At 47.5% G+C, this 14,823-nt stretch carries 11 protein-coding genes; 7 read left to right on the top strand and 4 right to left on the bottom strand.

Going from position 1 to position 14,823, the window contains the following annotated elements; all coding sequences use genetic code 11:
• Positions 1-18: 18 nt before the first annotated feature.
• The 4 genes from BTA51_RS11030 to BTA51_RS11015 form a co-directional block, all read right to left on the bottom strand.
• Positions 19-1,668 carry an autotransporter domain-containing protein gene (locus tag BTA51_RS11030; protein ID WP_094707499.1) on the bottom strand — a complete coding sequence of 550 codons (1,650 nt, stop codon included), beginning with the start codon at positions 1,666-1,668 and terminating at the stop codon, positions 19-21.
• A 228-nt stretch (positions 1,669-1,896) separates the two neighbouring features.
• On the bottom strand, positions 1,897-3,456 hold the full coding sequence (locus tag BTA51_RS11025; RefSeq protein WP_094707498.1) for a general secretion pathway protein GspF: 1,560 nt from the start codon (positions 3,454-3,456) through the stop codon (positions 1,897-1,899).
• A 95-nt stretch (positions 3,457-3,551) separates the two neighbouring features.
• A complete protein-coding gene (locus BTA51_RS11020; RefSeq protein ID WP_246841001.1) occupies positions 3,552-6,062 on the bottom strand; it encodes a LamG domain-containing protein in 2,511 nt (836 codons plus the stop codon).
• Positions 6,063-6,172: 110 nt separating this feature from the next.
• Entirely contained in the window at positions 6,173-7,477 is a 1,305-nt protein-coding gene (locus BTA51_RS11015; protein ID WP_094707496.1) for a hypothetical protein, read from the bottom strand.
• A 661-nt stretch (positions 7,478-8,138) separates the two neighbouring features.
• On the opposite strand from BTA51_RS11015, the gene BTA51_RS11010 reads away from it, so the two are divergent.
• From BTA51_RS11010 to BTA51_RS10980, 7 genes are all read left to right on the top strand, one after another.
• Positions 8,139-10,799 carry a hypothetical protein gene (locus BTA51_RS11010; protein WP_094707495.1) on the top strand — a complete coding sequence of 887 codons (2,661 nt, stop codon included), beginning with the start codon at positions 8,139-8,141 and terminating at the stop codon, positions 10,797-10,799.
• A 5-nt stretch (positions 10,800-10,804) separates the two neighbouring features.
• Positions 10,805-11,602 (top strand): outer membrane beta-barrel protein, encoded by a 798-nt coding sequence (locus tag BTA51_RS11005; RefSeq protein ID WP_246841000.1) that lies wholly within the window; start codon positions 10,805-10,807, stop codon positions 11,600-11,602.
• Positions 11,572-12,222, top strand: a complete 651-nt coding sequence (locus BTA51_RS11000) for an outer membrane beta-barrel domain-containing protein (protein ID WP_094707494.1) — start codon at positions 11,572-11,574, stop codon at positions 12,220-12,222. Before BTA51_RS11005 ends, BTA51_RS11000 begins: the two co-directional genes overlap by 31 nt.
• Before the next feature lie 69 nt (positions 12,223-12,291).
• A complete protein-coding gene (locus BTA51_RS10995; RefSeq protein ID WP_094707493.1) occupies positions 12,292-12,789 on the top strand; it encodes a peroxiredoxin in 498 nt (165 codons plus the stop codon).
• 5 nt (positions 12,790-12,794) lie between these two features.
• The gene (locus BTA51_RS10990; protein WP_246840999.1) at positions 12,795-13,022 is read left to right on the top strand and encodes a DUF4266 domain-containing protein; all 228 of its coding nucleotides are present in this window, start codon (positions 12,795-12,797) and stop codon (positions 13,020-13,022) included.
• A complete protein-coding gene (locus BTA51_RS10985) occupies positions 13,009-14,160 on the top strand; it encodes a DUF3570 domain-containing protein (protein ID WP_094707492.1) in 1,152 nt (383 codons plus the stop codon). Before BTA51_RS10990 ends, BTA51_RS10985 begins: the two co-directional genes overlap by 14 nt.
• 11 nt (positions 14,161-14,171) lie before the next feature.
• Positions 14,172-14,819, top strand: coding sequence for an AraC family transcriptional regulator (locus BTA51_RS10980; protein ID WP_094707491.1), 648 nt, complete (start codon positions 14,172-14,174; stop codon positions 14,817-14,819).
• Positions 14,820-14,823 lie beyond the last annotated feature (4 nt).

The following is a 14,823-nucleotide window of genomic DNA, read 5'->3' as shown; positions in this document are numbered from 1 at the left end:
AGGTTGCACTTGTTTCTCTTATAATTCGCAGCGAATACCGGATTGAATCTGGTATGTGGACAGATTGTCCTGTCCCAAGAGCTGCTGGTATTCAATAAATAGCGACATTCCACCTTTCAATACGGCAGAAGTTCCGACCCCAACCTGATAGTACAGAGTGTCTGCGTCATCGGAGGAAAGGGTAAATCTATTGTCGGGATCCGGATCCGAGGCAAATTGCCCATAGACCGGATCGCGGTTGGATTGAACTTCACTAAGCAGACGTACATTTGCCGTCGGGATCAAAACTCCCCATGTGTTGCTGATAGCGTAGGTAGTCTGAAATCCGGTCGATAGGGTCAGCTGGTCAATAGTTTGTTCGCCAATGGTCATATTCAAACCGCCGGCACCATTCTCGCCATACCCATCGATCTGGCTGGTCACGTAGTCAAAACGGAGAAATGGCAGAACGGTAAGAGCATTGCTATTCCATTGCCAATCAACCTGGCCGTTAAGCAGGAACTGATCACCTGAAGTGAAGCCCTCAGCCGTCACGTCAGTTGTTTTCGTGGCGGTATAGTGAATCCGGCGGCTGGATTCAAAATCCAGGTTTCCGTATCCAGCCTGCAGGTCAACACTGAAGGAATCAGTGAAATAGGTACCGTAGGCGATGAAGGTATAGATATCGGAGGTGAAGTTCCCATTTCCACCGGTTAGGTCGGTGTCACTCTGGGTCCAGCCCAACGCGCCGCCAAAAATTAAATGTGGGGTAACTAAGTAGTCAGCACCAACAGTGACATTGTTCCCGGTGTATTCATAACCTGATTCAAGTGTGGTTTCGTCATGCTCTGCACCTTCCTGCTGGATCGAGGCAAATATACCGAGTCTGGACCATGGACTTTGATTGTCTCCGGCACTTCCTCCCTGGAATCCTGCTGAGGAAGCTAACCCATTCGTTAATGACTGACCGTTAAATGAGACAGAGCCGGAGCTGCCTTTTACCAATCCTATGCGTTGCTGAACCGCTTGGGTTTGAGAACGGCTGGAGTTGGTGGCGGTACGCATTTTTGCCGTCGTTTCCTCTGGTGCAATCTGGCGTACGACTTCCTCTAGTTGTTCTGGATTGCTGATTTCCAACTCGGAGACTTCCAGGCATCGTTCCAGCAGATCCCGTTGGCTGGCGGTTAGCTGTTCTGTCGGCTTGTCCTGGAGTGTGGTACAGGTATCAGACAAGGTTGTTGCTACTTTGGCTGTGTTGGATGTCTCGCTGATGTAGGTAGTGGGAGAGGTCACACTGATAGAGACGACCGCTGATGAAACTGAAGGTCGATCGGTTTCGTCCTCTATAAAATAGGTAAAGCTGTCGGCTCCCTGATAATCCTTGTCCGGCGTATAGGTAATGCTGCTGTCTGAATTCAGTTTAACGGCTCCATGTTCCGGCTGGAGAATTTCCGTAACGTGAACTGGATCACCATCTGTATCGAAATCGTTACTCAGTACATTGATCGTGATGCTCGAATTAGCCGGTACCGTGCGGGTGTCATCTACTGCAGTAGGAGAGGCCGCAAGTGTATGACTGACTGCACCAATCGCTGCCAAAGCTACAGTTAAAGATGAAAGCTTGTGTTTTTTCAGGGAGTTACAGGCAAACAAAGAAACCTTCCTTGAGCTGGTCTGTTTGAGTTCCATGTCAGAATCAGGAAACTGCTAAGGTGAATAGTTACAAATAATTACATTACGCGGGCGTAATTTAACATTTATGAAAGGGGATTGGGAGTAGGGCAAATGGTCTATGGCAAAGTGTTGAAGTCTGAGGATGGTACTAAGGCTGAAACGGAAAGGTATAAAGTAAATTTGCCTAAGAGAAAAGGGACGATGCTATCGTCCCTTTATATACCTCTGGGATGCAGAACCAGTTTAACTGATCGTCCCGCTGACTATGGGTTCGAATCCTACTAGTGAATTAAGGTCGCTACCAAGGCCATGGTCTGCGCCGCCAAAGATACTGGAGAAATTACCTATTTCATCATGCAGCGCCATGTAATTTAGAATGACGGTATTAACCAACTGAGTCACGCTGTTTGCTGCAGGGCTGCCATTGGTAGCCGCATTGCCTTCTGGGGTCATGTAGCCCAATTGATTGCGTATGGAGGTCACGCCGCTTGGGTTATAGACAAGAATGAATGCTGCGCCGGTGGCTTGGTTGTCGCCAGTCCACTCAGGTTTTCCGCCTGCATTAGGATCTTCGCGTCCATTACTGGAAATACCTCCATCAGAGAAAACATAAATCATCAGCGGCTTACCTACACGGTGTGCGTACTCAAGACATGCACCAATACAGTGTCCTGCACGCTTGTCCCTGGCTTCACCAGTGACTCTGTCTCCAGTATGGTAATCATATCCACCCATGGTGATCGTGCCAGCACCGGCGAAGCCATTAATAACAAGCTTCATAATGGTTGCTGTTTTCTCATATTCACGACTTTGATTAAAAAGCTCTTCACTGAAGATAGGGTCGGCGCCTAGGAGGATATGTTCATCTTGGCGTATGTCTAGCTGGCTTTGGTCGCCATAGGTTTCAATGTTGTCTGCGCTCTTTGCGTAGGCGCAACGAATCTGGTTGGTTGTATCATCCCCATCACCGCTGTCAATCGTTGAGAGCTTGGCGTTAGTGATTTTATACATAGCTTCCATAACGTTAACGGCTTTTGCTGTATCCAGCAGAGTGGTCAGCTTGCCTGTATCTACCAGTCCGAGAGAATCTGAGGCCCGGTCTATTTTGGTTGGAAGTGCAGAAGGCACGACGAGAGATGGGGGCGCCATGGAATTGCCGCCAGACTCACTGTTTCTAGAGCCGATAAGCGAAAGCAGACCACCATCGGCACCTGCTCGATATATCCCGAAAGTAGGGTTATGAGGATTGTTGGCTGTGTCGTTTTCTGAGCGAGCCGGAATAACCATACCATTAATAAAGCCCCGAGTTGTTGCTCGTGCAGTTTCCATCATGCCTTCCAGCATTGCGCTGGTACTGTGGAACCTGAGGCCAAACTCTTCATTAATAAAGCTTGATGCCCCTCCGGGTGAAGGGATGTTGTCGCTTTTAATGCCTAGCTTAGAGTAACCAGCGGTAGTTAGTACATCTTCCTGACCACCTTCACCACCTACCAAAACATTTGACCCTGCGATATTAGCGCCACCAGATAAATCGAAACAAATAAAGGGTACTTTATTCGCTCCTAGGAAGCCTACGTTGCAAAGTGATCTAAGATTATCCGGGTTACTGTCAAAGGCACTTCCCAGGTCCAATGCGTTCGCTTTACGAGCAAACAATAAGGACGCTAAAGGGGATAGGCCAAAAGCTGCTGCACCGCCAGATAAGAATCCTTGAGATATAAACTCTCTACGGCTCACCGGGCGTCGGTGGTCTGAATGGCGGAGTGGTTCGTCAGGATGAAGACTTCTTTGTTTTCTTGCCATGACTAGGCTACCTCAAACGTTACTGCAAGCAGTGGTTAAATTCTTTCAAGCAGGCGCGATATTGGTCGCGCCGTCAGACTATTCGCTACTTCCGTCTATTGAACCATCATAGTGGCGCTACCCAGTACTGCAGCGCAGGCCCCTTTTACAACGTTAGCTGTTTGTGTGCTGTTACAGCTACCTGCACAGTCTGCTGCTAGATTATCGACTAACGTACCAACAGCATCTTCTACATCAGCATTTTCTGGCTGAAATTCAAAGCCGTTGCCGATAAAGGCATCGTAAAGATTATCGATTAATGTGTTTTTGTCCGGGCCGGAAAAATCTGCGCCACTGAATAAGCCACTATCAAATACGCCATCTCTGAGGCTGGTGTCATTGATCAGTGCATCGCAGTACAGAATGGCCAACTGAGTAATGGCAACAGGGTGTGATGGGACAAAGGATAATGCGTTGTCGTCAGCCGGCATAGACCGTTCAAATTCGCTGAAATTATCAAACTGCGAGTTCACTACCTCTGGAGTAACGCCTGTTAGCTTGGCCATTGAGGCGCTGATCTCTCCAAAGTTTCTCACGCCAATTCGGGGTTGTGGAGAGTCAGCAATATCGATCGCCAAATGGTCCGCCTTATCGCCGGGATCGCTGACGACGCCTGTTTCCCCATTTAGTTCGTCAAATATCAGGAAGAACTGATCATTGTCTGGTCCGGACTTGAGACCAATAATTGTTCCAACATTCGACAATTGCTCTCCTTGCTCAGGGGTGTAATAGGCAGAATCAAGCTCGTCGACGAGCAGATTGGTAAAGGCCTGCCCAGCCTTGGCTTCTTCACCGTTGATGCCAATGCGCATTCCCCCAATGGAAATGTTTTCTGGAGTAACATTTGAGTCAAGGCTGATAAAGAAGGGCGCATTGAACAGATAGCTGTAACTGTCGAACTGACTTACCTCGAATACGATATAACTCTCCGGCAAATCGATATGTTCAGAAATGTTGAACAGGAGATAAAACTTCTGGCCGACACCTACATCATAGTTGTTCTCAATTTGTTCAGCAGTCAGCGCCCGATTGTGAATTGCAACCATCCGAATGGTGCCTTGCCAGACATTGGCTCCTGAGGGCTCGCTGCCCATAACCAATGCATAGGTATCATTCCAGTCAACCAGATTTCCGGGGGAGGATGGATCCGGCTCATCAATCAAACGACCGTTGACGTAAAGTTTACGTCCTGCTGATGGACTGAAAGTCGCTACAACATGCTGCAGAGTTGCTTGTAATACTTCATCTCCATCCGGAGTGGAAAGAGCTGGGTCTCCATTTAGGCCAGTGGTACTGCTGCGATGGAGATAGTCATAGTTATACATTGTTTGACCAATGGTAAAGTTGCGACGTATATCGCTGCCACCATAGTTAACAATCACTGCCGGACCTTCTTGTGTCACATTGCCAGGGGCGACCCAGGCTTCGACGGAATATTCGCCGGTAGTTTTAATCAGGTCGTGAACTTTCTTACTACTGGCTGTAGTTCCTTGAGCCTTGCCACCGTTAAGGCTAATACCCCAGCCACCTACCCAGGAGACGTCTCCAATAAGGTTCAGGTTGATAGCAGGTTCCACGCCGCTGGTGTCATAGGCAATAGTTCCGTCACCAGTCTTGAATTCCCACTTGGCGATGACGTTTGATTCATAACGACCTCCAGAGCTGGCGGGAGTTCCATCGGCCAGTTTGGGAGAAAGTTTGCTCGATATGGTACCGTCAGGCAGGGCCGTTGTCTCCAGGCTGCCGGCAAGGGCGACTATAAGATCAAGAATTGCCTGGGCATCACTGTCACAGTCTGTCCAGCAGTTATGGGATTCATTTTTCAGACGAATATAAAACCGTGAAAGTTCTGGGCTGTTGACATCAATTTTTGACTTGGCGGCATCGTAGGCCATGGCCAGATTGGCTGCGCGGGTGGCCTGCGAGGTATCTGCAAAATAGGGTGATTGTTTTTGTCCTGTGCTGTCCTGGGAGTGGCAGCGACTGCATTTTGCCGGACCCGTGAACAGATCGTAGAGTGCACTATAGTCTGATGAGTCATCACTTAGTGTAAGTGTTTCACCTGGATCCTGCAGATCTGTAACTGATTGCAATACAACACGTTGAACTTCTCCCGTACTGCCACCTGCCCATCGTGTGATGTACTGGGTAATAGTGTCTGCGCAAGCTTGGGGTGAAGACAGCCAGCAGTTATGACCGCCTCCGACTTTTTGCACCATAGTGGACTCTGAGGGTTCATTCAGATTCACTACTGTGTTGGCTGCCTCGTAGGCTGAGTTAATGTTATCTGAACGGACGAACTGGGGTGATTGACCTCCAGTACCATGACATGAGCCACAACGGTTGGAGCCGACAAGATTGTCCCAGACATTCAGCTTGAAGAGCTGGACGTCTTCCGTCTTTGGAGAGGGGCCGTTGTAATTACTGGAAGTCACGGTTCCGGTATTTGGGAGTGCTTCAGTTCCAGCTCCTCCGCCACCACAACCGGTAACCGTTGCCAGTGCGAGCGCAACAAGAAGGCCCGACACTGCACGAGTGAAAACGTTTAAAACTGCTGAATTCATCATAATGTGCCCGACTGCTTTATCTGGTGGTATACAAGTTGTGTGTGATTAGAATCACGCTCTTACCAAGAACAAATGTATTGCCATTGTCAGTCATTGTTCTCATCCTTTTCTTATTCGACGCAGTAGGCAGCGGCCGAAGCGAATACCTCGTCCAGATGGTATCCGCTGCCCATAAACGATGTTGTCAGATTAGTGATTTCATTGGCGTCCGCGGCGCTATCCGGATCTCTGAGGCACACGGTCTTAAATACTCGTTTAACATGGCACTGAGCAAATGCCTGTGAGTTGGCGAGTTCTCTACCGAGGCTTCCAGCTCCTATTCCCGATGCTCCAGGGGATTCGCCGCCTGCATTCCATTCCACACCGCTGTTTCTTCCTTCTCTCCAATAATTGGTCCATTGGTCAGAATTGGTGACATAACCATAGGGGAAGTTGGTGAAGTTGATAAAGTATTTGTCCTGCACTCTATATAGAACGTTAGGGTCGGATACGCGAGAGAGATTTGGAGATCCGTCGAGCAATGATACGGTGTCGGGGTCAACCGTTCCTGCGGAGTTATATACCAGGGTACCATTTTCGATGTTGGTATCATCTCCGCCATAGTCAAAGTCGTAATAGGCAAAGGCTTGTACCAAAGGATCCATTCCACTATGGCAACCGATACAATTGTTCAAGAATATGCTGCTGTCCCCGCCTGGGCTTCTTGATACGTCCTGCCGAATTCGGTCAGCGGGAAGCGATGTATCCTTAAACTGTTCCAGATCCATACAAAGATGGTTGATCAAGGTAAATCTGAGCATCGCCCGGTTGGTGCCTGCACTGAAAAAGGCTCTCCCAGCAGCACGAGTGCTCATGACTCCGGCCCGGGCACCTGCAGGTAGTGTTTGGGTGGTAGGGGTCAAAATATCAAACAGGCTGTTGCCCCGGTCCATTAAATCTTCAATTTCTTCGTAATGGCTATTATTCGCCAGAGAATAAGCAGGAAGGGGATTGTTGCTGGCGTCCCGGTAACTCGACTTGGCAACATAAACCTGGTCAGTATAAAGAACGCTCCGAAAATCCGCTTTATCTCTAACGAGCCCTATAACGGTGGCAGTGTAATCGTTCAATGGTGCGAAGACGGTTTGTTCTTCGTTTGTCCAGGGCGTCACCATGTTTTTCAGGGTGACATCATAAAAGTAGGGGCTGTCCAAGGCTACCTGAGCTGCCTCGGCTGCACTGCCGGCAGCATCCATTGCAGTCATTTCTGATTCAGATGGCGGAACCCCTGCGATACGATCAAAAATCTGTTTGCGTTGGTCTTCTGTGCCCCAGCCAAATGCATTGCTGGAGAGTATCAGCGCCCCTAGAGTGAGAGAGGATAAGATTCTGGCAGATCTGCCATGTGGTAGACGACATAAAGTATTTACAACCATTTCAAATCTCCGACACTCCAGTCTTCGTTTGCGGGATATCGTTGTTACTGCTTCTTATTTTGTCGGTAGTACAGGGCTATCCGAACACAAATTGCAGCATCATACATTACAGTGTGTTGCATTGCTGGTAAAAAAGTTGGGATGAAAACTTATCAAATGGAGAAATATATATGTCACTTAAAATATTTCGTGATTTTATTTCAGCATTATTGTTTTCTCATAAACCTTTAAACCCAGCTCTAATATTAACCTAAATACTAATTGGTTTAACCTATCCTTGGGGCTAGGCTAAATGGACTACTGGTGTTCAGGGTGTCTATATTTTAGCTTGCCTCGTCAGCATTATTTACTGATTTTTATGCAATTTTCTTTATAAACACTTATACCTGCTTTACAACTGAGATTGATTGTAATAGAACAGGCATTCTTGTTTTTGTGGTAAGACTCACGATATTACATTCGGTTACATTGATAGTCTGGCTCTATATATAGGTTCTACATACCCTTTAGGTGTCCCTTGAAGAGTATATAGTTTGTTTTGGGAAAAAAAGACCAAAACAAATAGAGTGGCCGGTTGTAATCATTCGGTTTAGATTGTTCCGGAAGCTTGTGGTCTTTAATTAAAGAAGTCATTCGAATTATGAATAATCGGACTCCAGTAATGAATGTTGGTCATGGCGAAGTCGGCGGGTTACTGAGAAGGGTCAGTATCTACGGCATGTTGGGCGTAATGCTTGGTGGCTGTGATGGTGTGGGGATTGGCTCTTCAGGGCAAAGTAAAGACCCTGTTGTTCAGGATATCCCTATTGCTTATGTAAAGCGCTCACTCACGATAAATGCTGAGGGAGATTTCGTCAGTAACGATGTGCGGGATCCTCTGGCCTTTAATCCCGGAGCTCAGCTGTTTATTCGTGATCAGGCTTCGCCAAGTGCGCAGGAGAGAAACGTTACCGCCGGCATATTTTCCGGAGCTTATGACATTAAGGACCTATCCATTTCCTATGATGGGAGCAAGCTGCTGTTTGCCATGCGAGCACCGGAGATCGAAGGGGCTGATGAAGACGAGCAGCCCACCTGGAATATTTGGGAGTATGACAGCCTTACCAAATCCTTGCATAGAATCATTGAGTCCAACAACACCGCGGAAGATGGCCAGGATGTTGCTCCCAGCTATCTGGCGGATGGACGAATTGTATTCAGCTCTACCCGGCAGACTCAATCCCAGGCGATCCTCCTGGACGAGAACAAACCTCAATATCCTGCCTTGAATGAAGGTAATGACGAGCCTGCCCTGAGTCTGCATGTAATGGGTAGCGATGGCTCTGATATTCATCAGATAACATACAATCAGAGCAGTGATCTTGATCCCATTCTGTTGCAGAGCGGAAAAATTCTTTTTACCCGTTGGAATCATGCACCGGGTAATGATGTTATGGATCTTTACCAGGTTAATCCAGACGGCACGGAACTGGAGCTGGTTTATGGACATCATTCTCACGATACCGGGTCGGACGAGACAAATGTTCATTTTATCAGGCCCCTGGAAATGGAAGATGGGCGAATTATGGTGAGTTTGCGTCCATATATTTCCAGCCTCTTTGGGGCTGATTTGGTGGCTATCGATATTGATGGTTATACCGATCATGATCAGCCGTTTTATTCAAATGGGGTTGCTAGCGCCAGTGGTCAAGAGTCGCTGACGGACGGAGAGGTGCTGACTAACGAGGATATTAATCTTGCAGGTAAGTACGCTTTTGCTGCGCCGTTGCAGGATGGCACCAGCAGGATGATCGTAAGCTGGAGTCAGTGCAGGCTGGTGAGATCTGACGACGTCGAGGGTGATATATATCCGTGTACTCAGGAGCGGCTTGATTCAAATGATTATGAGGCAGCAGAACCTCTATATGGATTGTGGATATTCAGTCCAAGTACTGACACGCAACTTCCAATAGTGCTGCCGAAAGAAGGTGTTATGTACAGTGATGCTGTGATCATGCAAGATCTGTCCTTACCTACATATATTCCTGATGTGGTTGAAGGAGTGGATGTAGATGAAGAACTCTACAATTCAGGCTACGGCATTATTGATATTCGAAGTGTCTACGATGTTGATGGTTCGGACACGACTGACGATGGCCTGGATGTAGTGTCCAACCCGACGATGACTCCTGCTTCGTCGCGGGAGGCAAGATTCATACGGGTCGAGAAACCGGTATCCCGTGCAGATAACGATGTGATTAACGTGCCCGGTTTTGCATTCGGCAGGGCCGGGAATCTGCGCATGAGGGAGATTCTGGGGTACGTCCCTGTGGAGCCTGACGGGTCAGCACGCTTTAAGGTGCCGGCCAATGTCGCCATTGCATTCAGTATCCTTGATGCCAATGGAAAACGTATTTCACCATTGCACAATAACTGGTTGCAGGTGCGGCCTGGAGAAGAGTTGGAATGTGTTGGGTGCCATACTGCGGATAGTGAGCTTCCGCACGGCAGGCGCAGCGCTCAGGCACCTTCTATTAATAAAGGTGCATTGACTACCGGAGTAGGTTTCCCCGGTGCGGATGTGACGTTGACGGCCGACATGGGCGAAACCATGGCTCAGACCTTTACCCGGTTAGCTGAAAGTCCCCGTGAGCTTCTGCCGGATATTACCTTTTCTGATGATTGGGCGCCGGATGGTAGTAAAGAGCCAGACTTCAGTTATGCGTACACTGACTTGGGTACTCCTGCGCCAATGTCGACTAACTGCGCAGATGAGTGGACGAGTAAGTGTCGTATAGTTATTAACTATGAAACACATATTCATCCGATGTGGAGTCTGGAGCGTCTTGACGGTGCTGATGCTGATACGGATGAAGACACTTGTACCAGCTGTCATACCAATACTGATGGAATGAACGCGATGATTCCGAATGCGCAGTTGGATTTAACTGATGGTATTTCTGACTTGAATGCGGATCAGTTTAAATCATTCCGTGAACTGTTGTTTACGGACAATAAGCTGGAACTCGATGCTGATGGTAATCTGGTGGATGTGGCGGAGCCGGTATTTGATGACGAAGGGAATCCTGTCTATGAGACGGATGATGAAGGTGAAATAATCATCGATCCCGATACCATGATGCCTACTCAGGTAACTCAACCTGTTACTGTTTCTCCACCTTTAAGAGCCGCAAATGCAATTGGAAGTACCAACTTCTTCGATCTGTTTGAATCAGGCTCTCATGTTGGTCGCCTGTCAGCGGCAGAATTAAAGTTGATAGCAGAGTGGGTAGATATTGGCGCCCAGTACTATAATAACCCCTTTGATATTCCTCAGGATTAATCCTCTTGCAAAAAAAGACGCTGCGAAGTTTGCAATTCGCTTGGTTATGGATTGCTTTGGCCTTTTTGTCGATGAACTGCTCTGCTGCTGATGAAAGTAGTAGAGCACCGTGGTATTGGCCGTTTTATGATGAAATACAGACCACTCAGGTGGTGGAACCATACGTTGAAATAAGAACGGGGCCAGGGCGAGGTTTTCCTGTTTTTTATGTCGCGGAAAAAGATGAGTGGATCGAACTTATCAAACGTAAAACCGATTGGATAAAAGTCAGGGTTAAACAGGGTGAAGAGGGATGGGTTCACCGGGATGATATTGAGAAAACACTTGATGCTACAGGGGAGAATGTGGCGTTTTCCGACCCCCGTTATGATGACTATGACTCCCGGACCTGGGAAGCTGGGGTGATGACTGGAAGCTTTGGCGGAGCAGCGGTTAATACTCTATATGCGGGTTACCAGTTTACTCCTAACCTGTCGGCTGAAGTGGGAGTTTCACAGGTGCTGGGTGATTTTTCCCAGGTGCTTATAGGGAATATCAACCTGGTGCATCAACCTTTTCCGCAGTGGCGCATATCCCCATTTTTTACACTTGGGACAGGGGTGGCTTACATAAAGCCCAAAGCCACCTTGGTCAGGGAAGAAAATAGGGATGAGGATTCAACCCACTATGGTTTGGGGTTGAGGTTTTATTTAACTGATCGCTATTTCCTGAGAGCTGAGTATCGGGAATATGTGGTAATGACAACGCGTGACGAAAACGAAGAAGCAGAAGAATGGAAAATTGGTTTAAGCGTGTTCTTTTAGCCGGCGGTATTTCGCTGTCAGTGGTTTCACCGGTTTGGGCAGCAGACTCTGAGGTTTCAGGTGATGAGCCGATCATCAAACCTGAAGTTGAGCCCAGGTCAGTGGAAGAAGACTTGATAGATACCGAGAATTTCGAAATTGGCGCTTACGGCGGAATCTACAGCATTGAGGATTTCGGCACAGATGTGGTGGTGGGAGTAAAAGTCGCCTACCACATGAGTGAAGATCTGTTTCTGGAAGTGAACTATGGCATGACGGAAGCAGGGGAAACCAGTTTTGAGACGTTAAGCGGTAACGTTCGGTTGTTGCCTGATGATGACCGGGATCTGACTTATTACAGCGTTGATATTGGATACAACTTTCTGCCCGGGGAAGCATTCTTTGGTCGCAGCTACGCCTTTAATACAAATTTCTATGTGCTGGCAGGACTGGGTTCCACTGATTTTGCCGGGGATGACAGACTAACAGCCAACTTTGGTTGGGGGTATCAGTTCCTGCCGACTGACTGGTTGTCGGTCAGACTGGATCTCAGGGATCACATCTTTGATAACGATATTCTGGGAGCAGACAAGACAACCCATAACCTGGAATTTACATCAGGTTTGACCATATTTTTCTAGCGTAAATCTCTGCTCAGAGATGCAGGGAAAAAGACCTGAAAAAGGTCGGAGATTAAAGAGGGTATACAAATGAAGAAATTAATGCTGACAGGATTGCTGGCCCTATCAATGACTGCCTTCGGTGCGCTGACTCAGGCGGCTGATATTGAAGGCGCGGCTCCCGATTTTACGCTGAAAAGTTCTTTGCAGAAAAACCTGCGCCTGAGCGAGCAGAAAGGTCAGGTAGTGATGATAAATTTTTGGGCATCATGGTGTGGCCCCTGTCGTCAGGAAATGCCTTTGATGCAGGAAATATATGACAAATACAAGAAATTCGGATTTACCATCTTTGCCGTCAACGTGGACGAAGATCCATCGCTTGCGGATGAATTTTTGAAGGATGTGGATGTCTCGTTTCCGATTCTGTATGACACCAAGAATGACGTTAGTGAATTGTATGATGTTGAAGCGATGCCGACATCCATCATGATCGACCGGGATGGAAACATGAGATATCTCCATAAAGGTTATCAGCCTGGGTATGAAGAGCATTATGCAAAAGAAGTTAAAAAATTGATCAGGGAATAAGAACGGTGAAGTATCTGAAAATCCTGTTGCCCTGGATGCTGCTACTGGCTATGACCGGTTGCGGGGAAATTAAGCCGTGGGTCAAACCCTATGAAAGGGACAACCTGGCCGATCCGATCATGAGCTTTGGCCGGCTGGGTATTGCCAACGCCTATATGCATCACATGTATCAATCCCGGGAAGGTGCCAGAGGTGCTGAAGGCGGTTCAGGTGGTGGCTGTGGGTGCAACTAAGATGCTGAAGCCTTTGTTATTGGTACTGGCTTTCCTGTTTGCTTTGCAAAGCTTGCCTCTGCCCGCTGCCGTATTGCCAGAGCAGGCAGTGGAGTTCCTGTATCATCGTTATGATCAGGATGGTCAATTGATTGATGGTCCTGCAGTTCTGGTACGCAAAAATTTTGATTCAACTTTTTCCTTAAGCGGCGAGTATCTTGTTGATACTGTCAGCGGCGCCTCTATCGATGTCGTATCTACCGCAAGTGAATATGAAGAGGAACGTATACAGCAGACTGTAGCAATGGACTATCTGACAGGTAAGTCGATATTGAGCCTCTCCTATAGTAATAGTGAAGAAAATGACTATGAGGCAAATTCTTTATCCTTCAATATCAGCCAGGATTTTTTTGGTGACTTAACGACTATCACAATGGGATACACCAAGGGCTGGGACGAAGTTGGTCGAGTGGGTGATGATACTTTTTCTGAAGAAATTGATCGTCAACATTACCGTTTGGGACTAAGCCAGGTTCTTACTAAAAATGCTTTGGTTAATCTCGACTTTGAGGCGATTACAGACGAAGGTTTCCTGAATAACGCTTATCGGCAGGTGCGTTTCGTCAGTGATGGTGTTCGTGGATATGATTTTCAGGCTGAACAGTATCCGAATACACACACAAGTCGGGCTGTTGCCCTTCGTGGGATGTACTATCTGCCATATCGGGCAGCTATCCGTGCTGAATATCGTTACTTCAATGACTCTTGGGGAGTGCGGGCTGATCAGTATGAGATCGCCTATATTCATCCAGCATTTGAACATTGGATATTTGAACTTAAATATCGTGCCTATTCCCAAACCAAGGCTGATTTCTATAACGATCTTTTCCCCTACCAGGATGCCCAGAACTTTCTTGCAAGGGATAAAGAGCTGAGTACCTTCCAGACCCAAACTCTGGGATTGGGGGTAACCTTTGAATTCGAGCCCACCAGTATTCCTTTAATTGAAAAAGGGCAGATCAACCTGTTTCTGGATTATTTGAAGTTTGAATATGAGGACTTCCGGGATATTTCTCAGGAAGGATATCAAGCTGGAGAAGAGCCCCTGTATGAATTCGACGCGCTAGTGGGGCGCTTTTTCGTGAAGTTGGAATATTAAGCGAGGCAGCCATGTTGTTTCTATCAAAGCTCAAAGGAGCTGTTAAACCATTTAGTGCCAAGGCTCGAATATTCCTCATAGCCCTGGTTTTACCTGCAATGGTCTATGCGCAGGATGCTGAGATGCTCTCCAGTGATAGCGAAGAGCTCTCCAATGACAGTGAAGTGCTCTCCAGTGACAGTGAAACGCGCTCCGGTGATAGTGAAGCGCTGGAAAAGCCCATTGTCGATGAAGTGGAAGACTTGAAGCAGGAAGTCATCAATTTGAACCGTGACTTGTTCATATTGGAAGAAGATCTACTGTTTCCTGCTACGACACAGTTTGTAGTCTTTTTGTCTGTTGACGTTGGTGAGTTTCTGGACCTGGATTCGGTAGAGCTCAAAGTGGATGGTGAAACGGTTACCACGTACCTTTATACGGAAAAGCAGATCAAGGCTTTGCATAAAGGTGGGATTCAAAGATTGTATACCGGCAATATTCGAAGTGGAGAGCATGAGCTAACGGCTTTTCTCACGGGCACCGGACCTAATGAACGAAATTATAAGCTGGGTACTACGAAGACGTTCACCAAGGGGTCGGATATTACATCTCTGGAATTGAGAGTCATGGACTCCACAAAAAACTACCAACCCGAATTTACCGTCGTGGAATGGGAGTAGGGAA

It is taken from the genome of Hahella sp. CCB-MM4 (assembly GCF_002260525.1).
Lineage (GTDB): Bacteria > Pseudomonadota > Gammaproteobacteria > Pseudomonadales > Oleiphilaceae > Hahella.
Note: the sequence above shows the minus strand (reverse complement) of the source record. Positions and strands in the feature narration are given on the sequence as shown.